The organism is Planctomycetaceae bacterium (assembly GCA_021371795.1).
In the GTDB taxonomy this organism is placed as follows: Bacteria; Planctomycetota; Phycisphaerae; order Sedimentisphaerales; family UBA12454; genus UBA12454.
The window spans coordinates 150,051-172,944 of sequence record JAJFVK010000008.1 but is presented as its reverse complement, the minus strand read 5'-3'; the positions used below and the strand labels follow the sequence as shown (position 1 = coordinate 172,944).

Below are 22,894 nucleotides of genomic sequence, written 5' to 3'. Positions count from 1 at the left end.
TTTTTAGCGGCGAGCTGTGCCTGTCCCCATTTTTCTACTGGCTGCAAAATCCGTAATTGGACAATTGTCTTTTACAATTTCGCAAAACCTCTCGCCCAGCACTACCAAATCGTATTGCTTAACATAATCTTTTCCTTTTCGACCCATTTCTTTTCGCAGAGCCTTATTCTGAACCAATTTTGTTATTTGCTCTTTCCATTGTTCATTTGTTTGCGCAACAACCCCTGCCCCACTGTTTAAAACCAAATCGCCATTCACACACACTGGCGAGGCAACTACCGGCAGCCCTGCGGAAAAATATTGCAAAATTTTAAAACCGCACTTACCTCGCGTAAACCTGTCATCCGGCAGCGGTGCCAGACCAATATCGCATTCCATTATATCAGAATATTGAGAATCGATAGACCACTTGCATTTTTCAACCGGCATATTTTCCAAATCGAAAAACTCATCCGCTATAATTCGCAAAACAATCTTTGAATTGCTTTTCCCTAAATCTTCAAGCGCGTCTTTTAATTCCAAAAGGTAATTCAGCGTCGCTTTACTTCCAATCCAGACAAGCCGCACTTTATCATCCCGCTTCAGCTTTTCCGCAGTTTTATACGCACTGGTATCCAAACCTGTTTCAAGCAGATAAACTTTTGAACAAAAACGTCGTGCGTGTTCAGCCAGATATTCGTTACCGGCTATAATCACATCTACCATTTTAGCAGTTTGGCGAAATGCCCTGAAATGCCTTGTCCGGTCGCTTTCCGGCTTATTCGGACTGTACATAATCGCATCGTCTAAATCGTAAATTATTACCTTGCTGAAAAACCGCAGAATTTTCGCATCCAGAAAGTTTAAGCTTTTTTTATGCAGAAAAACACCGTCAAAATTTCGGCTCATCACAAACAACAGCCATCGCGTTAATATATTATCAGGCAATTTTCGCACTTTTGTTTTGATTCCTGCTTTATGCAAATATGGAATATACTCATTGATACGCTGACGGTAACTTGCACGCGAAGGATTATTGCTTACAATCAGAATACCGGATTGAGGCCTGTTAAAGCATTTTGATTTTGCCGCAAGCAGCCAAAAAAAGGTCTTTACATTGAAATACAGTTTTAGTGAATTTTGTAATAAATCGCACCCTTCTTCAATCTTCGATTCTCTAACAGCGCTTCTGGCGGCTCTGTATTGTTCTTTAGCCAGTCTTTTCATTGCCGCTTTGAATGAAATCTTTTCTTTTCCGCCGCCTTCGAAATAAAATCTTCTCAAAACTTCATATTCTGTATATCTGTTCCTAAACGATGGCTGCGAAAGATTCCCGCCATGCCTTCGCCTTTTGAAAACCGGTTCTTGCAATGCGACAAAATCGTATTTGAGGGAAAGCCGAAGCCACAAATCGTAATCGGAACATACTGGAAATGACGTATTAAATCCGCCCGCTTCTATGAGAACTTTTTTGGAAAAGAGCGATCCGCAGGAATGTATAAGAATATTTTCAAAAAGATATTGCGTTATTCTGCCGCTGTACAGTTTCTTTTTTCTTCTATAAAGAGCATGCCCAAATTCGTCAATTGCGGCATAAGGTCCGTAAACTATTGTTTCATCGCTATTCGCCGGCATTGCAGCGACCATTCGCTCAAGAGAATCACCAAACAAAAGGTCGTCCGAATCGAGGAATGTTATGTATCTCCCCTGTGCCAGTTCGATAAGCTTATTTCTCGCCGCCGCGTCGCCGCTGTTTTCCTGCCGGTGGTAACGCACATTGTAGCCGTTTCGTTCGAGCATTTGCTTAGTGCCGTCAGTCGAACCGTCATCAACTATCACAACCTCGAAATCTTTGTATGTCTGCGCAAAAACGCTGTCGAGAGTTTGTTTGAGTAATTTCTCTCTGTTATATGTTGGAATACAAACGCTGACGTTGGGCATTTGCGATACCCGAAAAAATTATTTTCCCATTAATTGCGTCTCATAAAGACTCTTGTACAAACCGCTTGTCTTGACAAGTTCCGCATGAGTTCCCTGTGCCGCGATTCTGCCGTGATTCATAACCACGATTTTGTCTGCCGACACAACGGTACTGAAACGATGCGCGATAACGAAGCTCGTTCTGCCTCGCATTATTTCTTCCAGTGCTTTCTGTATTTTCGCTTCGCTGTCGGCGTCAACCTGGCTCATCGCCTCGTCGAAAATAAGTATTGACGGGTTTTTAACTATCGCACGCGCAATTGCGATTCGCTGAAGCTGACCGCCGCTGAACCCAGAACCATTTTCGCCTATAATCGTATTATAACCGTCTGGCAGCGGCTCAATAAATTCGTGCACATAAGCGCGTTTGGCCGCGGTAATAACTTCATCCATCGTCGCGTTGAGATTACCATACCTGATATTTGCCGCAACCGTATCGTTGAACGTTACAACATTCTGCGTCACCATCGCGATTTGATCACGGAGGCTTTTGAGACTGCAATCCTTAATATCAACGCCGTCCATCAAAATCGCGCCGCTGTCAGGATTATAAAATCTCGGCAGCAGATTAACCAGTGTCGTTTTCCCAGACCCGTTCGGTCCTACAACCGCGATGTTATGTCCCGCCTGCACAGTCAAACTGAAATCACGCAGCACCGGCTCGCTGTAGCCCGGATAGGTGAACACGATATTTTTAAAGTCGATTTGTTTCTTTATTTGTCCAAGAGTAACCGCGTTTGTCTTTTCCGATTCCGCCGGCGTATCTAAAAGTTGAAACACTCTGTCAGCCGCGGCGTTGCAGTCCTGAATCTGGTTCCAAATATCGCTCGTCTTGCGAACGGACTCCGCCGCCACGCCCAGCGCGATTAATATCATAAAAAACGATGTAGGATCCAAATCGTTATTGGTTACCCATACGATTCCGATATACAGCGCCACCGCACCGACTATCATTCCGAGAAAATCCAGCAGCGGCCGAGTCGCCGAATCAACCTTCGCCAGACGAAGTGTCTGCTTGAGTTGTTTTCTGCTCAACACGGTATATTTATCGGTTTCATATTGCTGACGGTTATACACCTTCACAACTTTTAACGACGAGATGGATTCCTGCAATTTGCCCAGCAGCGAAGCCGTGCCCTGCAAAGACCGCCGTGCATATTTGCGAACCTTCCTGCCAAACGTCGAAAAAATAAACATCACCGCAGGCGCCGCCGTAATAAATATCAGCGTCAGCTTCCAATTCAGCATAAACGCCACGATAAGCATAAAAAACGCCTTCATCGGCTCCTGAATATCTTTGCCGAGGAAAACTTTAATGCCTTTGCCGATACCGCCGACATCGCCGATCATTCTGCTGATAGAATCGCTCGTGCCGTAAGAAGTAAAATGCCCCACATTCATATGCATTGAGTGCGTAAACATTTCTTCGCGAAGATTAGCCGTCGCAACCTGCATTACTTTCGCGCCATAATATTTCTGAATGAATGTGAAAAAGCACCTGAACAGCGTAACAATAAGCATTCCATATATGATTATTTTCCCCGCCTCTTTCTTTGCGTTGTTACTGTTATCCCTTGGCAAAAGAGCCGCGATTCTCTCTGACTGCTCCGACGCAAACCACTTGCCCGCCCAGCTAATCCTGTCAATAAACCCGGCCTTGTCATACATCTGGGCGTTTGGTTTTGCCATCGCAATCTGACAAGCAGACAATTCGCCGTTGATTAATCTCTGAATATTCAAACATATTGAATCGTTGCCGGTCATCGTCGCCAGTTTTTCAAGAATTTTCATATATGGCTGTTTCGCTTCTGCCGGCTGATTAGCCTCGGCCGTAGAATTGAAATCTTCTATCGAGACGATAATATCATCCGGCCGCAACCCCGCTTTTTCCGCAAGGCTTTTTTTCGCTAATTTTTGAACCCGCAGCCCATATATTGATTCCTGCCCATGCGTAATATCCGGCATATAAAAAGTCGTACCATACCGCCATTCGCAACTGCTGCGGTCAATCCATCCGTGTAAGCCCTCCGGACTCATCATTACCTTTAATATAGGTATAATGGTCAAAAAGCTAAGCGCAAACAGCGAACTTACCATAGTTATCGAGATTATCAGAATGATAACCCTCGGCCATTGCGGCAAAACATATTTCCATATACGTCCTAAATTCATTATGACTCCAATAATACTTAAAAGAGATTTATTGAACTTAATAGTGTAATTGGTATATCGCTTTTATTCAAGTCAAAATAACTTACACGCGCGGCCGGCTCGCCGATGACGATTTTTCAGAATTACGCCTGCGCAAATTCGTCATTTTGCGCAAGGGAAAAATTGCGCAAAATTTTTTGTTTTCTTAATCCACGACCAGAAAACGTCATTTGTTTCCATTTTTTTCGTAAATTTGTGCACGGCCATACTATTAGGGAAGGAAATATTGCGGATTTCAGGCCATTGCGCGAAAGTGAGTTCGCAAGGTGCGAAAAAAAATTAAAATGCTACTAACATTTTAAAAATGCTACACAGCTTTTAAAAATGCTATCCCCTCTGATTTTTATTTTCAAGGTCCCCGCATGGGGGATTGTAAAATAAAATTCCTAAAAACTCGGGGATCTCCGCCCAAATGGCTCCGACATGCATTTTGAAAATAGAACACAGAACACAGTAGACAGAATGTGGAACGCCGGTAGTTATCACTTAAATTACTTTTTCTTACAACCCTGAAAGGGTATAACATATTAGCCCAGGGCAAAGCCCTGGGAAAACAGCACATCCATCCTTTTTAAATCAATAAATACGTTAAATCCGCGCTTAAAAATGACTGGTCATAATTTTATGGAAAAAAATTAGTAAGGTGTCCCCGGAAATTTAAACATAAATATTTATGCCCTATTATAGCGGCTGAAATAGGCATCAATTTCAGGTCGCAATTCAATTCCTATTTGTTCAAAAATATTTAGCAAATCTTGATAAGCACCTTCACCGCCAATAAAATCCCAAAACTCATTTGCAACTTTTAATTCATTGGGCAAGTCAAGCATTCCTCGCATTGTCCAACGATTGTAAGGTTGAGGATCATAAGGATTGTATGGAATGGCTATAAGTGATTGCACATCTGCCGTTGAGTCAACTGCGAGTATAGCTGCAATCCACTCCAAAAGAGTCCTCTTGAATTCTTTAAAACCACCTGCATTAGGTTTTGCGGTTTTAAGATCAAACAAATAAATAGTTCCGTTGTGCGCAACAAGTTTGATGTCAATTTTTGTAAGTTTAACATTTTTCATCTCACCTTGTTGACAAACAGATCGGATAGCCTCTATTTCCTGTGGTTTGTTCGGCGTAGTATCAGCAGTTAATAGATTGTCCATTATATTTTGTATAACTCTGTGTGCTTCGGAAGAAATTTGTGTTCCGGCCTTTTGCTGTGATGCTGCACTTGCGAAACTAGAAGAAGCTAATGCTAAAGCAACCGGTTCAAAAATACTTGTCCCAAAATTCGTGTTGAGAGATTGAATAAAAGAAAACAAAGCCATACGGTCTTTGCCAAGCAACCGCGTATGAAATGGCATTAATGCTGGTTCTGGAGTATAATTTTGAAATTTATGCCTTAAACTATTCTTAAGTATATTTTCAATGCCTGCATTTTGTTCTGAAGTTAATGCCATTATCTATCTTTCAAATTTTCAATACCATCTATTTCAGGAATTTGTGCAAAAAAATCTTTTAAATGATTTTCAAAAATTTTTCTTGGAGTTCTTCTATACATATAATGATCATCCTTTACGCAACATGTATGATAATGTCTGCCAGCTTTTGCTTCAAGAGGTTGTTGATTAAAATTTTTTCCTTCTACCCAGCCATAATAATTTGAGTATTTGCATTTTCCGTTATTAAACCTTGTACACTCATTGCAATAAACACGACTCTTATCATTTCGAGAAGCAAGTATATTATCGAGAGTTCCATTAGAAAAATTTTCAATTACGATATCACAATATAAAATATTCTCGCCACATTTAGGGCATCTATTATGCATATTATTTTTTAAGTCAACCGCAAATGTTGGAATGGAAGTTCTTATTGAAAACTCACGACTTTGGAGTTCTTTTTTGTATCCAACTTCAATACCATAAATTTCCTTGTTGCCTTTAAGAATAAGAAAATCCGGAGGGGCTATCGGATTTTTATTGCCAAATATTCTTTGTATTAACAGTAAAGGGATAATGATACCAATCTGCAAACGAATGAATTCAGCAAAAACAATTAATTCTTTAGGAGCACCTAATGTCTTAGGTAAGATTGAATCTATAAAATCATCTATTGCGGTTGTCCAACCTTTTTGCCAAATTTTAATATTACTATCTTTTATTGTTTTTGCTAAAGCTTTATCACCTTCTTTTTCAAAAAGAACTTTATTATTGATTTTTCTTTCTAATCTTTGAATGTAATATTTCCTCAGCTTAGGATTTACTGTTATAGTATCATAAAGCAACATTTGGTTCACTGAATACAAAATCAGTTTGTAAAATTTTTTTAAGTTTTGATCTGACTTAGCTGCGTAATAATAGGCTCTCCCTGAAAAAATATACTCAATTACATCACCCAATATCATTTGCCGATTTAATCTGATTTGGCTTTGTGCAGCCGTTTTTCCACCTGCATAGAGTTCTCTTGAAATTTCTTCATAGATAGGTTTAAACTCGACAGAATTTAATATAGAATTAATTCTCTTGTATTCTTCATTATGCTTAAGAAAAACTTCATCAAGGCACTTTAGATGTTCTATGGATATGCTCAACTTTTTAAGTAATAGTTTCATTTCACAAATCTTGCCTTTTAAAATGGAAAATTATTTCCGAATATGCACCTTTATCTTTTTCGGTGCGGTTAAGAACTGGCCGTTTATACTGATGCACAATTTTCATTCCGGCCTTTTCTGCGATGGTCGGATACATATTGTATTTATCATTTGCGACAAGAAAAACGTCGAAATCTTCAACCATAAATTTTTTACAGTTGTTCAAGACGTCGGCAATACCTTGTATATAACTTTCTTTAGCTTCTCTGCCTTGCCCTTTACTCATAGGCCCGATTTCAAGGTTGTCTTTTCTGCTGAAACCAAACAAGTCATACGCATAAGCATGCTGTTCATGATAATCAATCAGACCAACATAAGGTGGACTCGAAAAAATGCCCTTAATCTTTTGTTTTCTCACCAACTTTGCAAATTCAGGAGTTTTCTTTTCAAGTGTACTGAAAATATCTATCGTTCTGCTATCACCCGCAAGACATGCTTGAAATGTCTGTGTTCTTAATTTGTCAAACTGTTCAAGTCGATTAACCGTATCCTTTGTATATGTTTGCCACCTTTTTAAAATTGAAAATAGCGGCTTGCAAATTTTGCCGTGCTTTGCACAATAATAAGTGGTATTTACAGGTTCTTTTAATGTCGCCAAATCCGCGTGCGTTGTGGCTCTACAGGAACGAATGGTTCGGCTCAATATGATTGAAATTATTTTTTTCGTCTCAATATTTTTAATTTTCTTGATTTCACCAAAAACAAATTGGATTTCACTTTTGATATGTTGAGAATACCATTTATCGAGAAAACTGCCAGATTTGTCCTGAAGTAATGTTATACCGTATTGTTTAACCAAATCATTATATATCGGCAAAAATTCTTTTTCCCTTTCCGCACCGTACTTATTTTCGTCAATTTCACCTCGTTTGACTTTATATTTATAGTCAGGAACAGGGAAATATTTTTCGTTAAATTCGTAAATTTTCCCCAGCAACTTTTTTTCAAAGTCAACTGTATGTGAATTTTCAAGATATTTTTCAAGCAATGCTGTTATTCGGCTTAATTCCTTTTTAATATTTGGCAAGTCATACTTTATTACTTTACAATTTCCTATAAGAGCATTAAAAGCTGAAACGTCAATGCCGATGGCGTGCATTCCAAGTTCACAAGCCTGAACCATTGTGGTGCCGCTGCCGGAAAAAGGATCGAGAACAATATCGCCTTTTTTAAAATAGGTATGTTTTTTGAATTTATCAGTATGGTTGTCTAAAAAGTACTCCACAAGTTGAGGAATAAACTTTCCCTTGTAAGGATGCAGACGATGAACATGTTTTGTCGTCTCCGCTTCTTTATATTGGTCAAATGATAATGCCCAATTTAAATCATCACCTAATTTATTCTTCCAGGAAATTAATCTTTGACCATTGTAAGATTTATAATAATCAAGTAATTCTTGTTTTGAAATTTGCGTAGAACCATTATCACCTATTTTTTTTATGCATCCGTATTGAATCAAATAAGAAATGTTCGATGTGGTTACTTTTTTACCGAGATATTGGGTTGCCCATTCACTTGCTTCTTTTATCCCAATGAGGTCATTCAAGGTTATTGGTTTAATTTTTATTGGTAATTCTTTTAAAGTGATATTTTCGGGTAAAGACTGTTTAGCAAGATTGTTATTTGACATAATCTGATAAGTTCTATAATTAAGACGTTTAATCATTATATGATTATTGTTCTTGAGTTGATTTAACTTTATAAAATTCTTTACCCAAGCTCTTTCTCTAAATAACCAGCGGGGCTTGCCTTTCGTAGTAGTGGGAATATCCGTCTCTATAGGTTTTGATAGTCCCTGAACTTTAATGGTAATCGGCACACCTTTGCCACCTTTTCGGGATGAGCATCCAAAAATATCGGGCGGGAAAAACCCTTTGCCGCAGCAACTTATATTTAAATTACCGTATTTTTGGGCAGCAGGTGTTAATTGTATAATATGAGATTCCATTCTTCTTTTTCCATTTATCAAAACTTACTTATTTATACTATCAAAAACTTTTAATATATCAAATTCTTTAAAAATCTTCATGCCTTCGTGGTAAACAAAAAAAACCGTCTCCAATTTTATCAACTATCTATTTTAAATCAATAAATCCTTGAAACTTGTCCGCAAAAGTTTTAACGACGGCGGATCCGCGTCTAAAAATTTGTGTCGTTTCGTGAAAATTCGTGGTTAAAAAAAGGGCAAGTTCGGCGCAAGTTTTCAAAACACCCCCCTCCGAAAATTGCGCGAATTTTTCCAAAACATCTTCAAAATCCAAAAAAATTGCGGGAATTTAAAAAAAGTCATAAAAAAATCAGCGGAATCAGCGTCAACAGTGATGAAAAGTAGTGTTTCTTGCGCGAATTTACAGCGAGTGTAAATTTAGTTGCGCGAAATTACAAAAAACTTGCAGTAATTTTAATGGAGATCCCCCTGCGGGACAGTAATTTACTCTTTTCGACACTTGGTTTTTTAGTAAATTGGTAAGGCGGTGGATTTGTGATAAAAGATGGGTATAAATAAAAAAGGCTCTGAAAAATCAGAGCCTTTCATTTGTCATAATGAGTCGTAACATTAAGCAGGTACTACATTTGTAGCACATGGGCCTTTTTTGCCCTCGCCGACTTCAAATGTGACAGACTGGCCTTCGCTAAGATTAGCGCGACCCTGGGTCTTAATTTCTGAATGGTGAACGAACAAATCGTCGCCGCCGCCATCAGGAGTGATAAAACCATAACCTTTACTTAAATTGAACCATTTTACTTTACCTGTACTCACTTTTGTACTCCTTAACTCATTTACTAAAAACAACTTACCTCTTGTTAACTTTTAGGGAAATTACTATTAAGAGGTGAAATAATACTTCCTGAAATTGCTGTACTTTATTAACATCACAAAGAGTTATGCGACTATTTATACACACTAAACTACAAATTGCAAGTAAATAATACCACAGGTATTTTTTAATATCGCGTTGAACGGTTCATAAGTCATTACGCCAGCTTCGCTAAGCCGCGAAGTACGAACGTAATTTTTTAATGCCGTTGGTATAAATCGTCAATTTGTTAAAAATTTCAGGCGTAAAACCGTTGAAATCCTCGCAAAAACCTCATTTTTCATCGTGGATTACGCTGTTGCGAGAATGAAAAAGGGCGAACACACAGGTTCGCCCCTACATTTTTAACTTATCTTGCGTCGGGAACGTATTGGAATGCGCGGATTTTTACCTTGTCGGTCGGTTTCTTAACCTCGCTTCTATCCAAAATCGCGATGTATCTCTTTTGCGGGCCGTCAGTTCCGACGCGAACCAAAATATACGCAGTGAAAATATCGCTGCGGACGGTCGCGAGGTTGCTGATTCGCGCGAAAATCACATCACGCTCTTCGTAATCATTTTCCGCACCGTCGCCAGTCGTCGGGCTGTCGGTTGTCAGGTCTGGGAAACCTTTCAAATCGTTGGTATCTGATGCATAATGAGTTATGCCGGGAACTTGCATCAGTTGGCCAATATTCTTAAAACCATTCACGTCTTTGCTGTCTCTATATGCAACGATTGCTTGCGCAAGATTTACATCAGCGGAACTGCCGGGTCTTTGCGAAACCCACGGCAGTTGCGCGATTACGCTGAACGGCGCGGTGTTAATGTTTATTCTTCCCTTTACGCGAGTTTCATTCGTTCGGCGAGTGTCAACGGCTGTAAGGTAATTGAATATCGGAGACAAATTCGCATCGGCAATATCAACCTTAACTGCCCAATCTTTAATCAAATTGACAGGAGTAGTATTAAGCCCAAGTATGCCGGTCGGTATAGTCGGATTATTCACATCAAAAACAGAATAAGGAGCTTCCCGCAAAATCATTCCGATTTCGCCGACACTGGTAAAAGGTTTATCGGCAGGATACGCCTGAACGCTGTTTGGGTCGGTGCTGAAAAATTCATTCGCCTTGCCGAGAGTATGTTTGTCATCGTTATCCAAAGTGGTTTGCCATATACGCCTGATACATTTTGACTTTGTAATGTCTCGTTCAAGAGATGTGGTAAGATTACTGGTATTATTAGAATCAGGTATAAAACCGACGGGAACCTTTTTAAAATCAACAAGCAACCTCTTGCCTTTTATTTCACGCATAAGGAAGATTTTCTTGTTATTTGAAAAGAACGGCGGGTCGTACTTAATATTCTGCAAAGAAGTGCCAGAGTCATAACTAATATCAGCAGATGAGTTGTTCATTCTTATAGCGTGATATTCACTCGAACCCAGCCATTTTATTTCAATGCCATTTGGTTCACCTTCAACATATATATACCAAGTATCGTTCATATCAGTGCCATAAGGCCTGTAAAGCTCAATAGCGTAAGATTGATACACCTTGGGATATGTAGGCGGCAGAGGTGCTTTTTTAACCTGTTTGTATGCAATTTCGGAGATGTAAATACAGGGCTTTTCGAAGCCGTAGAAAGTGTGCCCATTGACGGTAAGAACGTTGACGTCTGAATCGGCATCGCGGGAATCAATAATGTCCACGGCAATCTGGCCGGCATAATTGGAATCCATACAGGTTTTGAATAATTTATAAAGCGACATCGCACTCGCTTCGTTGATGTTCAGCATTTTATTGCCGTTGGGGTCGATGAGCCTGTCGCAATTATACGTCGTGAGCAAATGTCTGCGGTCGGCGTTGGGGTCCATATAATCTGTAACTCTTATTGTCCAATCCTCAAGCCCCAATTCGCTGGATGCGTTATACAGTTTGCCCTTGTCAATCGCGGCATTAGTTGTTTGGTTACATTCAACTTCAAATCTGCTTTTAAATTTGCTGTTGATACAGAAACGATAGCGAAGTTCGAGTTCGTCTGATGAATCGAAAGGCAAATATCCGCTTAGCGGTAAATTATTAAAATCGCAGACAACATCGTTTTGGAAATCCGTGTCATTATTTGTTGGGCGGCTGCCGCAACGTGCTGTGTGCATAACATCAATATCATCACCGCTTTTCAGCAGGCCAGCGAGATTAATGTGCATCTGCGATGAGCCATCGATTTTGTTTGCGTCGGTAACATTTGGGTCTAATTTGTATGCGGTGTTGACATTTGCCATTGCGCCATTGTCTATGATTCTCACGGCGGCGAAGACTCTGCCGGTCGGAGTGCGAAGATTTGAAATCTCAAACCATTTCGCATCGGCAATGCCATCGCCATCAGCATCGGCAGAAACGCCATTTACTGCTATGTTTGTTGGAGAATCATCTTTGAGAAAATGGCCGTTGGGGTCCATTCCGAAAATGGGGTATTCTTTGACTACATCCAGTGTGCTCAAGCCGACAGGTTTAACATTTATGTTTCTCGTCTGGAAATTATGGCGAGCCAAATAGCCGGTAACATCGCTGATTTGCCGCCATTTGTACGCGTTCTTGTCTGACAAATCATTGGAATCGCAATACGGTTCGCTGCTTGCCAGCCACGCGTCGCAGGGGTCTGGATAATCTTTGTAATCGAAATACTGCGGAGAATTTGCCTCATAAATATGAGGATTCTGCTTGGCAACGCCGGGGGTATCGTAAACAAGTTCCTTATTGATTATTTCGATAACCGACTGCGCGGCGGTGTCGAGCATTTTGCTGTCGAAGATATTGCTTGTCGAGGCTTTGTCCATTCTTGCAATGGCAACGAACATAACCGCGACAGACGCGAGCAAAACCGTCAGCACGATTGTCATGATAAGAGCCGAACCCTGTTTTTTATTTTTTTCCATAACTATACCCTATTCCCTGTCCCCTATACCCTATTGTCCAATATAAACTATATGCTCAAATCTTTTGCCATCTTTTATGATTTTTCTCGAATCAGAAATCGTAAATTCAAAGCGTAACGCGGCCGGCCATTTATCCGGATTCGACGGCGTCCATACGGCTCTGTATCCGGCTGACTCAAAAGAAGAATCGCCATAATTAGGAAGCAGTCCGTACCATTCTATTTTTCGTACGCCAGAGGCGGTATGCCATTTACTACTGTCATACGTCCAGGTAATTTTTAGATTGCTGACACCCTGTGCTAAAAGATTGTCCGGATGATTAGCGTCAAATTCCGGTCTGCTGCCAGAGTAATTTAGTTTGTCGTTTGGGTCTTCAAAAGTAGAAATATTTTGCTGACATTCTACAAAGCTTTTACTCGACCAATCATTAGCATCCATCAATTTACTCGGCACTAAAAGCTTCATATCGAGCAGGAGATTATTCACATCATTTTTCGCGCCGCCGAAGTAAATACGGGCAATGTTAGAACGCACTTTGTCATCCGCTGTCGATTGGAAATCGCCATCGCTGAAGAAATACAGAGCGTCGCAGTGATTCCCGTCGGAAGGTATTGTATTGGAGTACAAAATAAGATAGCCGTCTTTCCGCAGGCCGGCGAGGTTGATGTTGAGCTGGTCAGTAACGGCGCGGAGCGTTCGCATAATCTCGGCGGTCGCCATAGCGGTTCGCTGCGCTTCAATCGCGTAATGAAAAATCATCGTCGAAGCGGCAAGCACAGCCACGAGCAAACCAACCGCAACAAGCAGTTCTGTTAATGTAAATCCTTTTTTCATTTAATTAACCACTAATTAACACGAATAAACACTAATTATTTCTATTTACTTGTATCTCGTGAAGAGTATCTCGAATTCGCTTCACGCTTCACGAAATACGCTTCACTTTATTTTTTCCTGAAGTCTATGATTCTCTGGTAAATTTCAATGTCTGGATTTTTTCCGGACGGTTCCTTGTTGATCACAGCGGCAGGCAAAACCCAAACATTATTAGGAACGCCTATATCGCTGTCCCAACTTCTGTCGAGTATAACAGTATTTGCATCTTTCGCATCCCTGCTGACAACGCGGAATATTCTTCCCGAAGCATCGTCAACAATCGCCGTCGAAGGCGGAGGATTAATACATTTTTCAATACCCCCATTGTCCCATTGTATCTTCAACTTGTTTGGGTAAATATAGCCAACACCAATACGTATAGGAGTCGGCCTTTGAGAAGTGCTCGTAAGCGTACCATCCCTGAAGAATGTCTGGTTCGGATTTGTTCTGCGGGCAATGTACAGTTTGACCAAATACTGCATATCGCAGGGGTCGGAGTTTAGTTTTTTGTATAACGGAACCCAACAATACTGCCAATTACCCTCGGAAGACGGATACATGTATTCATCGAAATCGATTACATCGTTCATATCTTTCCAGTACGAGCCGAATGTCTTCGTTAGATCATCTATCTTTGTTTGATTCATATCCTCGATGCCGTAGAGCCGCATCTTGGCGAAGGCTTCATCGGCGACAATCGAGGCCATCGTCTTTTCAGAAGCGACAGTCGTAAGATAAATCGCGACCGGAAACATCGTGGCGACAAGCATTATGCCGACAGACAAAATCCCCGCTGCCATCAAGACTTCGGTTAATGAAAATCCGTTATTTTTCAGTTTTGATTTCATTTTAAAATACAGCCATATAATAAATTGAAGAAGGAAGATAGAAGAATGAAGATTTGAGGATGGTTCAGAATTTTTAAAATTTCAATCTTCATTATTCAATCTTCAATTTCGGACTATCGCTCCGGTATAAGGATTAAGAGTACAAGGCTTTAAGCTTAAATTTTTTAAATAATCCTCATACCGTTTATCAGCATCAATCTTTTTGAATTTTTCACGATCATATATAATAAAAGTTTTTCGGCTTTGTTCTTTGCCAAGACCATCGATTCTTGCCGTATAATCCTGCATAAATAAAGCTTTACCAGCCTCGGCATTATTTTTAGTATTGAAAATTTCATCTTTACTTGAATCGCTTGTATCAGTTTCGCCATCTTTATTGCGAGTTTGGACATCGTGCACGGCAACTTTTCCGGCAGGCGAAAAAACTATCGAAAAGGTCGTTGTGTCCGTCAACGCATCGTTAGTATTTATCATCCCATCTGCCTTTATATCAACACCGGTATTTCCAACTTTCAAATCCATTATACCGCTATTTGCCGGCAGTTTCATCGGTTTATAACCTTCAACCGCTCGAAATGCGTCAGTAAGAGTTCCCATATCCTCATCATTGATAATAAAAATCATATATTGGTCTGCATCAATCACGTTGTTCACATCATAAGCTTTCTGAAATCTGACACCGACGTATTTCTGCTTGCTGATGGCAATCGTTCTTGCGGTCGAAAGAGCAGTGCTAATCATACCATCGGCGCCTGTGGAATCATAAGACTTCTGCATCGCCTTTATCGCAGGGATAGCAATCGCAGCCAGCGCAGCGATAATCCCCAGAACTACCAGAAGCTCCACAAGAGAAAAAGCGTTATGTTTTCTTTTATTAACCACGAATTAACACGAATAAACACTATTTATTTGTATCTCGTATTTCGTGAAGCGTGAAGCAAATTCGAGATACTCTTCACAAGATACGCTTCACTATTTTAAAGTTTTTTACTGCTGATATTGTCTTCTGCTTTTTTGGCATCACCATCGCCAAAATCTTTATCCGGACCGGCGGAAATAATTTCCGGAAAATTGGCATTTATTTTCTTTTCATATATATATCTTAAACTTCTACCCCATGCGTCAACGATTTCAGGATTTTTATCCGGTGCGGGTTTGCCTCCGGAATCTTTATCAGAATCCTTAACATACTTTCTGTTTATCTGGTCGAGAATCTTTTTGGCGTCAGGAGCAAGCGTTAATTTATAGTACAGTTTTTCAATATAATTCGCATCTTTGACACCATTTGCATCCTTATCATATTTACCATTTGGGTATTCACCCACGTAAGATGTCGAATTTACATCCGGGAATGCCTTGTAAAAATCATGATACTGTTCAACAGCGGCAACGAGAAGATGAATCGTCGATTCGGTACTTTTAATCTTCATCTGCGTATCGATGTAGCCGCTGACGGAAAACAGACCGGCCGCGAGAATAGCGACTATCAGCACCGAGACCATTATCTCGATTAACGTCATACCAGACTGTTTTGTTTTTAACATAAATCACACTTTTGAAGGATTTAAGAATGAAGATTGAATAATGAAGAATAAAAAAGATTCGCCAAAGGCGTTTCCACAAATCTTCAATCTACAATCTTCAATCTTAAATCAGTACTCACTCAATGTTAGGCTCGAAATTACAGATATCGTCGGACGTGCCGTACAGGCCATCGCTGCCGGCCGATATCAAAAGAAAACTATCCGGTCTTACGGGACGGTTTATTAATGGCGTTGTTGTTGAAGTCATAGGGTCAGAGATGAATTCATAGAAAATTTGCCTGCCATTTAATGTTACTACTGTTGCACCTTCTTGCCGTTCTTCTGTATAAGTTTGGTCAAAATGATGCTTAAGTTTGGTTTTTTCCACACCCAGAGATTTCAATCCTATTAATTTTTCATTGTCCTGACTGTCATAAATATTGTTGTCAGTACCAGTATCTGTTAAATCATTATTGTTAGTTTTTGAAATGTTTGCTTTGTAATATAAAATCGGCGTAGATATGGCCACCTTCTTTGAGTTTCCATTCGGCAGTGTTACATATTTTTTCGCCCGTGCATATACATCACAAATCAAAAATAAATCAGGCTCAATAGCTGACGCACTCGAATCATAAATATTTTGCGCAGTCATAACACTGATATGTGTTCTGTCGAGATAAGGGCCTTTTCTGTTATCAAGGTTATATGCGGGATTGCCGAAATCATATTCAGGAGCATAAGGAGGCGTGCCTGTACCAACTGCATAACTTGTATTCGGGTCAACGCCGAGTAAATCCTGACCGAACATCGCTTCAGAAAGCGTTTGTGCGCCGCAATACTTCGCAGCACCGGTTTCGTTATAACCGCGAGACTGCGGGTAATCGCCGAAGCAGCTTTCGTTTTTATAAAGATTCAAGCCGATGTCAATACTTGCCATCTGCGCTTTTTCCTGAACGTCCTTTGCGGTTTTTCTAACCATATTCATAGCCGGCATAAGAACGCCAAGTAGAATCGCGATTATGAAAACAACAGTCAGAATCTCAACGAGCGTGAAACCATTTTTACGGCAATATTTTTTCTCGGTCATCATTTTTGCACCCTTATTTTCAGCCGCAAAGACACAAAGAAATTGAATATTGAAGCTTGTAGATTGAAGATTTTCATAAATATCACGCCGAAGGCGTTCCTTAAATCTTCATTCTTCATTTTTCAATCTTAAATCATTTCGCATCTTTGTGCCTTTGCGGCATTACTAACCGTTATTTATTTTTCAAAGTTATAGATGTCATCCTTTGTACCGTAAATGCCATCATAACCTGCTGAAATCAGGATGTAGCTGTTGCGATTATACGGAGTCGGCTGTGCCATTTTTTCATTTGTGATAGTATCATAGAATAACCACAAACCATTAACTGTCTGCGATGTTCCTCTAACAATAACTTGCTCTTCATGTTGTGAATCAAAATAGTGTACGTTTGCAGCTGTCGGTTTCATCATTTGATACAACTTAACAAGATCATCGTTATCATTGACATCATATATATAATCTGCAATGGCATCAATTGAAGGCGTCAGAGCAAGATCGTCAGTTCCACGATTGGTGGCCTTCTGCGTATCAGGAAATGCCGTTTCTTGGCCATTTGCGGCTATGATAGCTGAATCAGGCCTGGTGTCAGCTTTATAATAAAGAATCGGCGTACCTGCCAGTAAATTTGTACCATTCGGCAAAGTAACTTTCTTAGCACGATAGGTATCTGTTAATACCGGTGCCGAATAATAAGTTGAACTTACTGTACCGATACTATCAAGGCTGCCGGGATAAACAACACCGCAATTATTGAATAATTGATTAACCTGATATGCTTCAACATCCTGTATCTTAAGATACACTTCCTGTCTTCTCTTCAAAGACGCATCAACTTCAACCTGTTCAGAACTCTGCGGAGCCTCTCTGTTTGCATAAATTTCAGTGTTAGCCGTACCAAGTCTATCGGTGTCCGCATCCCAGCTTGATTTCGGGTCAAAGCCCTGCATGTCTCTTCCGACTAAAGCTTCAGCAAGCTTGTGAGCACCAACAGTCGCCTTTGTAACAATTGTAGGAGATACTGACGATTCCGGATACGTACCGTTTTCGCCGGCATAAGCTTCGAGAGCGGCTTCGATAGTTTTGAACTGCGCTTTTTGGCTTACATCTTTAGCCAGTTTTCTTACCGCCTGCATCGCGGGCAGAAGTAAGCCCATTAGAATAGCTATGATTGCCATAACGGTCAGCAATTCTACGATTGTAAAACCTGATTTTCTTTTCGTTTCCATTTTAGTTGCCTTTCCTATTAATAATATTATTACTGTTAACGTTTTTTAGCCCCAGAGTTCTCTTTTTTAATAGCCACAGAGAACACAGAGCTCACAGAGATATTTAATTTTAAACTTCCACAATTTTGATATTTAATTTTTGATTTTTAATTTTCGTTACATCAGCGATGTAATAATTTTGACCATCGGCAGGAATATCGCCAGCACGATAGTACCGACAACGCCTCCGAGTACGAGAATCATAATCGGTTCGAGCAAACTCATAAGCGAACCGACCAGCACATCAACATCTTCGTCGAAGTTGTTTGCGATTTTCAAAAGCATTTTGTCCATATCGCCCGTCTCTTCGCCGACATCAATCATATTGACGACCAGGCCGTCAGCCGTTTTCGACTGACGCAGCGGATTGGCGAACGTGTCGCCCTGCCGAATACCGTTGTGTACTTTGTGAAGCATAGCCGCATAAACTTCGTTGCCTGATGTATCGGCTGTAATATTAATCGCCTCAAGAATCGGAACGCCGGCGCTGATTAGCGTACCAAGCGTTCTTGTCCATCTCGCGACGGTAGTTTTGTAAACGATTTTGCCGACGACCGGCAGTCTAAGATTGATGGCGTCAAGGATGTATCTGCCTGCGCCGAATTTTCTGATGATTCGCAGGGTAAACATCATAATAAACGGAACCGCAAGCATTACCGCCCAGCCGTATTGAAACGCCAGCCAGTTACTGATCTTTATAAGAAACTGTGTAAGCGCGGGCAGTTCGCCGCCGGTCATATCTTTAAGCACCTGGCTGAACTTCGGAATAACGCCAATCATCAAACCCATAACGATAGCAAACGCAGCGCCCAAAACTACGAGCGGGTAAACCATCGCGCCTTTGATTTTCGCTTTGAGCTTCTGCGCCTTTTCCATAAAATCGGCAAGTCTTGCGAGAATGACATCCAACACACCGCCGACTTCGCCGGCAGCCACCATGTTGACGAATAATCTGTTGAAAGCCTTTGGGAATTTGCCAAGCGCTTCGGATAACGTCGAGCCGCTTTCAATATCGTCGGCGACATAACCGATAACACGCCTGAATGTTCCGCCCTTTTGCTGCTCTTCGAGAATTCTAAGCGAACGCAGAATCGGCAGACCGGCATCCTGTAAAGTCGAAAGCTGGCGAGCAAACTGCGTAAGCATCTTAACTTTAACTTTACCGCCGGAACCTCTGCGAGACTTGGGCTTTGCCGCAGCGGCTAATTTTTCCCGCACGCCGCCTTTTGCCTTCGGTGGTTTTGTGGGGAAATAGCCCATATTGCGAATCTTGCTCAACGCTTCATCGCCGCTCAACGCCTCAATCTGGCCTTTTATTTCGCCGCCATTGGCATCCAAAGCTTCATATTGAAATACTGGCATAAATCACCTTTAAATTGAATATTGAAGATTGTAGATTGTAGATTGAAGATTTTCATAAATATCACGCCAAAGGCGTTCCTTAAATCTTCATTCTTCATTTTTCAATCTTCACTCGTTATAGTTCTTCCATTGCTGTTTCTTTTACAACTTCTTCAATCGTTGTAATGCCGTCGAATATTGCCTTGAGACCTTTTTCACGCAGCGTAGTCATACCCGTTTTCTTCGCGGCGTTTCGCAGGACGTTCGTCGAGGCGCTATTCATAACAAGCTGGCGCATATCATCGTCAAATATCATTATTTCATAAAGTCCCATTCGACCTCTGTAACCTGTGTTGTTGCACTGGTCGCAGCCGCGGCCGTAATAGAATTTCTTGCCCTGAATCATATCCGGCTTCAAATCAAGCTCCATAAGCTGCTCTTCGGTCGGCTCGTACGCTTCTTTGCAATTCTCGCAGATTTTTCTGACGAGTCTTTGTGCGATAACGCCTTCGAGAGTCGCTGTAATCAAAAACGGCTCAAGACCAAGGTCCACAAGACGGGCAATCGCACTCGGGGCGTCGTTCGTGTGAAGCGTGGTGAATACAAGGTGGCCTGTCAGCGATGCCTGCGCGGAAATCTGCGCGGTTTCAAGGTCACGAATTTCACCGACCATTATCACGTCCGGGTCCTGACGCAAAATTGAACGCAGACAGCTCGCGAACGTCAGACCGATTTCCGGCTTCATTTGAACCTGTATAATGCCGTCGATGTCATACTCGACGGGGTCTTCGGTAGTAATCAGTTTAGCGTCAATTGTATTAAGCTCTTTAAGAGCTGAATAAAGCGTTGTTGTTTTTCCGCTGCCGGTCGGGCCGGTAACAATCAAAATGCCGTTCGGCTTTTGCACCAGCAGACGAATCGTTTCCATATCACGCGGAGACAGACCGAGATTCTCAAGCTTCAAATCGAGCTGTGAACGGTCAAGAATACGAAGCACGACGCTTTCGCCAAACATCGTCGGCAAAATAGCGACACGAAGGTCAACCTGATGACCCTGAACCGTAAGCGGAATTCTTCCGTCCTGCGGCATTCTTCTTTCCGCGATGTCGAGGTTCGCCATAACCTTAATTCTCGAACTAATCGCTACGGCAATGTGTTTCGGCGGCGGTATCATTTCATACAGCACACCGTCAATTCTGTATCTCATTTTATATTCAGCTTCGAATGGTTCGAAGTGAACGTCTGATGCTTTGTCCTTAATCGCCTGAAGCAGCACAAGGTTGAGCAGTTTTTTAACCGGGTTCGACTCGGCAAGCTCTTTCAACTCGTCAAGGTCGATACTGTGGTCTCTGCCGGCGAACTCGCCAAGAAAATCATCGCCTTCAAGCTGACCAATCAGGTCGTTAATGCTTTCATCTTCTTTGGAGTAGTATTTCTTGAGCATCTCATCAAGGTCGGTCGGAGTGGCGACTTTCGCCCTTACCTTGTAACCCATCAGAGTACTTAAATCGTCAGTGGCCTTGAAATTGTCTGGGCTGTCAATCGCAACCAGCATACTATTGTCGGTTTTGCTGTATTCAAGGGGAATAACACGATATGCATTAGCCATTTGTGCGGGAACCAACTCGATGACGGATTTATCGATATCCATACCGCCCATCTCGATAAATTCCATACCTCGCTGCGCAGCCAGTGCTTTGTTGAGTTGCTTTTGGTCGACCATCGCAAGTTCGAGCATAACCTGACCAAGGAGAACACCGCCGCCCTTTTTCTTTTGAACGGCCAGGCACTGATGAATTTTATCCCTTGTCAGGACGCCCATCTTAACAAGGATGCGACCTAACGATCGTCCACGCAACTGTTCTATTGGAATGTCTTTGGCCATTTGAGACCTCCAACTAACCCTTACGGGTTAATTAATATTGTTTCTTAACAATTAAACTATACGTTCGTAACTTTATTATAGCAAGAAAATTATGAACACGACAACTGGTTTATTGTAATAAACACAACAACAAAGTCCAGTAATTATGTTTTTTCATATCACTAAACTGGCAATATGGGTAAAATGCAACAAGTCGACATATTCTAACTATCTTTTTGACAAACACTTTCATAAACAGAAAAATTAGATGAGGAAAGTTATCGCTTTTCTGTCGATCCCGACTTGACACTTAGCGGAAATGCCATTGTTTTTTCAAAAATCACGGTCAAAATTCTGTTCATCCGCAAATTTTTTTCAAAATCGGCATTTACTCTTTCGCCCCAATAATAGGCCCGATTCCTTCCAGCTCTTTCATAAATTCGGCAGTTCTGCCGCCCAGTTTCTTCTCGGCTTTTTCGAGAAGCATACTCGGCTGTCTGGCCTTTTCAACCATCTCTTCAAGACTTATCTTGTCCGAATCGTACAGTTCCCAAAGATGGTCATCGAGAAGCTGCATACCAAGTCCCTTACCAGTTTGAATCGCAGACTCGATTCTAAAGGTCTTGTTTTCGCGAATAAGGTTCGAAATAGCCGGTGTTACCACCATAAATTCATAAGCGGCGACTCGGCCTTTGCCGACTTTCAATGGACACAACGCCTGACTCAAAACCGCAATCAAGTTTGTGCTCAACTGAATACGAATCTGTTCCTGCTGGTCAACAGGGAACACGTTGACGATACGGTTGATAGTACCCTGGCAGCCGGTGGTGTGAACTGTACTGAACACCAAGTGTCCGGTTTCCGCGGCACGAATAGCGTTTTCCATTGTTTCAAGGTCTCGCAATTCACCGACGAGGATAACGTCAGGGTCCTGTCTTAAAGCTCTTCTCAAAGATTCGGCAAATGAAGGCACGTCTATGCCGACTTCACGCTGATTGATAATCGATTTTTTGTGCTGATGATAATATTCGATAGGATGCTCAACTGTAATGATGTGCCGGTCGAGCGTTTCGTTGATATAGTTAATCATACTGGCAAGCGTTGTGGTTTTTCCGCTTCCGGTCGGGCCGGTAACGAGGAACAAACCTCTGGGCCTTCTGCACAGAGCCGCGCAAATCTTCGGCAAACCGATTTTATCAAAGCTCATCAGCTCTGACGGAATCAAACGCAAAACCATCGCGACGTTGCCTTTTTGACGGAAAACTGCGGTTCTGAAACGGGCTTTATCGCCAAAAGCAAAACCGAAGTCTGTACTTCCTACTTCCTGGAACTCCTGCTGGTTTTTGTCAGGAGTGATACTCTTCATAAGTGCTGTCGTATCTTCAGGTTCGAGAACTTTTGTTTCGAGCGAACGAAGCCTGCCGTGGAGTCTTAATACCGGCGGTCTTCCGACTGTGATGTGCAAGTCTGAACCGCCCATTTTAATACATGCTTCGAGAAGCCTGTCAATATGTACAGTAGCCATTTATAAATCCTGTAA

At 41.4% G+C, this 22,894-nt stretch carries 16 protein-coding genes; all 16 read right to left on the bottom strand.

From position 1 onward, the window contains the following. Nucleotides 1–3 precede the first annotated feature (3 nt). Complete coding sequence (locus LLF92_04585) at nt 4–1,920, bottom strand: glycosyltransferase (GenBank protein ID MCE5340390.1); 1,917 nt, start codon at nt 1,918–1,920, stop codon at nt 4–6. Between the two features lie 18 nt (nt 1,921–1,938). Continuing rightward, a complete protein-coding gene (locus tag LLF92_04580) occupies nt 1,939–4,131 on the bottom strand; it encodes an ATP-binding cassette domain-containing protein (protein MCE5340389.1) in 2,193 nt (730 codons plus the stop codon). Nucleotides 4,132–4,841: 710 nt separating this feature from the next. Beyond that, entirely contained in the window at nt 4,842–5,624 is a 783-nt protein-coding gene (locus LLF92_04575; GenBank protein MCE5340388.1) for a TdeIII family type II restriction endonuclease, read from the bottom strand. Further along, nucleotides 5,624–6,778 (bottom strand): hypothetical protein, encoded by a 1,155-nt coding sequence (locus LLF92_04570; GenBank protein MCE5340387.1) that lies wholly within the window; start codon nt 6,776–6,778, stop codon nt 5,624–5,626. Before LLF92_04570 ends, LLF92_04575 begins: the two co-directional genes overlap by 1 nt. A gap of 1 nt (nt 6,779) precedes the next feature. Then, nucleotides 6,780–8,765: a site-specific DNA-methyltransferase gene (locus LLF92_04565; GenBank protein ID MCE5340386.1), complete on the bottom strand. Its 1,986-nt coding sequence runs from the start codon at nt 8,763–8,765 to the stop codon at nt 6,780–6,782. A gap of 609 nt (nt 8,766–9,374) precedes the next feature. After that, nucleotides 9,375–9,578 (bottom strand): cold shock domain-containing protein, encoded by a 204-nt coding sequence (locus tag LLF92_04560; protein ID MCE5340385.1) that lies wholly within the window; start codon nt 9,576–9,578, stop codon nt 9,375–9,377. 407 nt (nt 9,579–9,985) lie between these two features. Beyond that, the gene (locus tag LLF92_04555; protein ID MCE5340384.1) at nt 9,986–12,553 is read right to left on the bottom strand and encodes a helix-hairpin-helix domain-containing protein; all 2,568 of its coding nucleotides are present in this window, start codon (nt 12,551–12,553) and stop codon (nt 9,986–9,988) included. A 30-nt stretch (nt 12,554–12,583) separates the two neighbouring features. Next, nucleotides 12,584–13,387: a type II secretion system GspH family protein gene (locus LLF92_04550; protein MCE5340383.1), complete on the bottom strand. Its 804-nt coding sequence runs from the start codon at nt 13,385–13,387 to the stop codon at nt 12,584–12,586. Nucleotides 13,388–13,494: 107 nt separating this feature from the next. Beyond that, complete coding sequence (locus tag LLF92_04545) at nt 13,495–14,274, bottom strand: prepilin-type N-terminal cleavage/methylation domain-containing protein (protein ID MCE5340382.1); 780 nt, start codon at nt 14,272–14,274, stop codon at nt 13,495–13,497. A 102-nt stretch (nt 14,275–14,376) separates the two neighbouring features. Then, the gene (locus LLF92_04540; GenBank protein ID MCE5340381.1) at nt 14,377–15,156 is read right to left on the bottom strand and encodes a prepilin-type N-terminal cleavage/methylation domain-containing protein; all 780 of its coding nucleotides are present in this window, start codon (nt 15,154–15,156) and stop codon (nt 14,377–14,379) included. A gap of 95 nt (nt 15,157–15,251) precedes the next feature. Continuing rightward, nucleotides 15,252–15,818, bottom strand: coding sequence for a type II secretion system GspH family protein (locus tag LLF92_04535; GenBank protein MCE5340380.1), 567 nt, complete (start codon nt 15,816–15,818; stop codon nt 15,252–15,254). 115 nt (nt 15,819–15,933) lie between these two features. Next, entirely contained in the window at nt 15,934–16,887 is a 954-nt protein-coding gene (locus LLF92_04530) for a type II secretion system GspH family protein (protein MCE5340379.1), read from the bottom strand. 173 nt (nt 16,888–17,060) lie between these two features. Next, on the bottom strand, nt 17,061–18,110 hold the full coding sequence (locus LLF92_04525) for a type II secretion system GspH family protein (GenBank protein MCE5340378.1): 1,050 nt from the start codon (nt 18,108–18,110) through the stop codon (nt 17,061–17,063). A 156-nt stretch (nt 18,111–18,266) separates the two neighbouring features. Then, nucleotides 18,267–19,511: a type II secretion system F family protein gene (locus LLF92_04520; GenBank protein MCE5340377.1), complete on the bottom strand. Its 1,245-nt coding sequence runs from the start codon at nt 19,509–19,511 to the stop codon at nt 18,267–18,269. A gap of 115 nt (nt 19,512–19,626) precedes the next feature. Continuing rightward, entirely contained in the window at nt 19,627–21,375 is a 1,749-nt protein-coding gene (gene tadA / locus LLF92_04515; protein ID MCE5340376.1) for a Flp pilus assembly complex ATPase component TadA, read from the bottom strand. A 367-nt stretch (nt 21,376–21,742) separates the two neighbouring features. After that, a complete protein-coding gene (locus tag LLF92_04510) occupies nt 21,743–22,879 on the bottom strand; it encodes a type IV pilus twitching motility protein PilT (protein MCE5340375.1) in 1,137 nt (378 codons plus the stop codon). Nucleotides 22,880–22,894: the final 15 nt, after the last annotated feature.

Bases quoted from the DNA above. Each gene is read 5' to 3' on its own strand.
- LLF92_04585 (MCE5340390.1), bottom strand. From the start codon at position 1,920: ATGCCCAACGTCAGCGTTTGTATTCCAACATATAACAGAGAGAAATTA.
- LLF92_04580 (MCE5340389.1), bottom strand. From the start codon at position 4,131: ATGAATTTAGGACGTATATGGAAATATGTTTTGCCGCAATGGCCGAGG.
- LLF92_04575 (MCE5340388.1), bottom strand. From the start codon at position 5,624: ATGGCATTAACTTCAGAACAAAATGCAGGCATTGAAAATATACTTAAG.
- LLF92_04570 (MCE5340387.1), bottom strand. From the start codon at position 6,778: ATGAAACTATTACTTAAAAAGTTGAGCATATCCATAGAACATCTAAAG.
- LLF92_04565 (MCE5340386.1), bottom strand. From the start codon at position 8,765: ATGGAATCTCATATTATACAATTAACACCTGCTGCCCAAAAATACGGT.
- LLF92_04555 (MCE5340384.1), bottom strand. From the start codon at position 12,553: ATGGAAAAAAATAAAAAACAGGGTTCGGCTCTTATCATGACAATCGTG.
- LLF92_04550 (MCE5340383.1), bottom strand. From the start codon at position 13,387: ATGAAAAAAGGATTTACATTAACAGAACTGCTTGTTGCGGTTGGTTTG.
- LLF92_04545 (MCE5340382.1), bottom strand. From the start codon at position 14,274: ATGAAATCAAAACTGAAAAATAACGGATTTTCATTAACCGAAGTCTTG.
- LLF92_04535 (MCE5340380.1), bottom strand. From the start codon at position 15,818: ATGTTAAAAACAAAACAGTCTGGTATGACGTTAATCGAGATAATGGTC.
- LLF92_04530 (MCE5340379.1), bottom strand. From the start codon at position 16,887: ATGATGACCGAGAAAAAATATTGCCGTAAAAATGGTTTCACGCTCGTT.
- LLF92_04525 (MCE5340378.1), bottom strand. From the start codon at position 18,110: ATGGAAACGAAAAGAAAATCAGGTTTTACAATCGTAGAATTGCTGACC.
- LLF92_04520 (MCE5340377.1), bottom strand. From the start codon at position 19,511: ATGCCAGTATTTCAATATGAAGCTTTGGATGCCAATGGCGGCGAAATA.
- tadA (MCE5340376.1), bottom strand. From the start codon at position 21,375: ATGGCCAAAGACATTCCAATAGAACAGTTGCGTGGACGATCGTTAGGT.
- LLF92_04510 (MCE5340375.1), bottom strand. From the start codon at position 22,879: ATGGCTACTGTACATATTGACAGGCTTCTCGAAGCATGTATTAAAATG.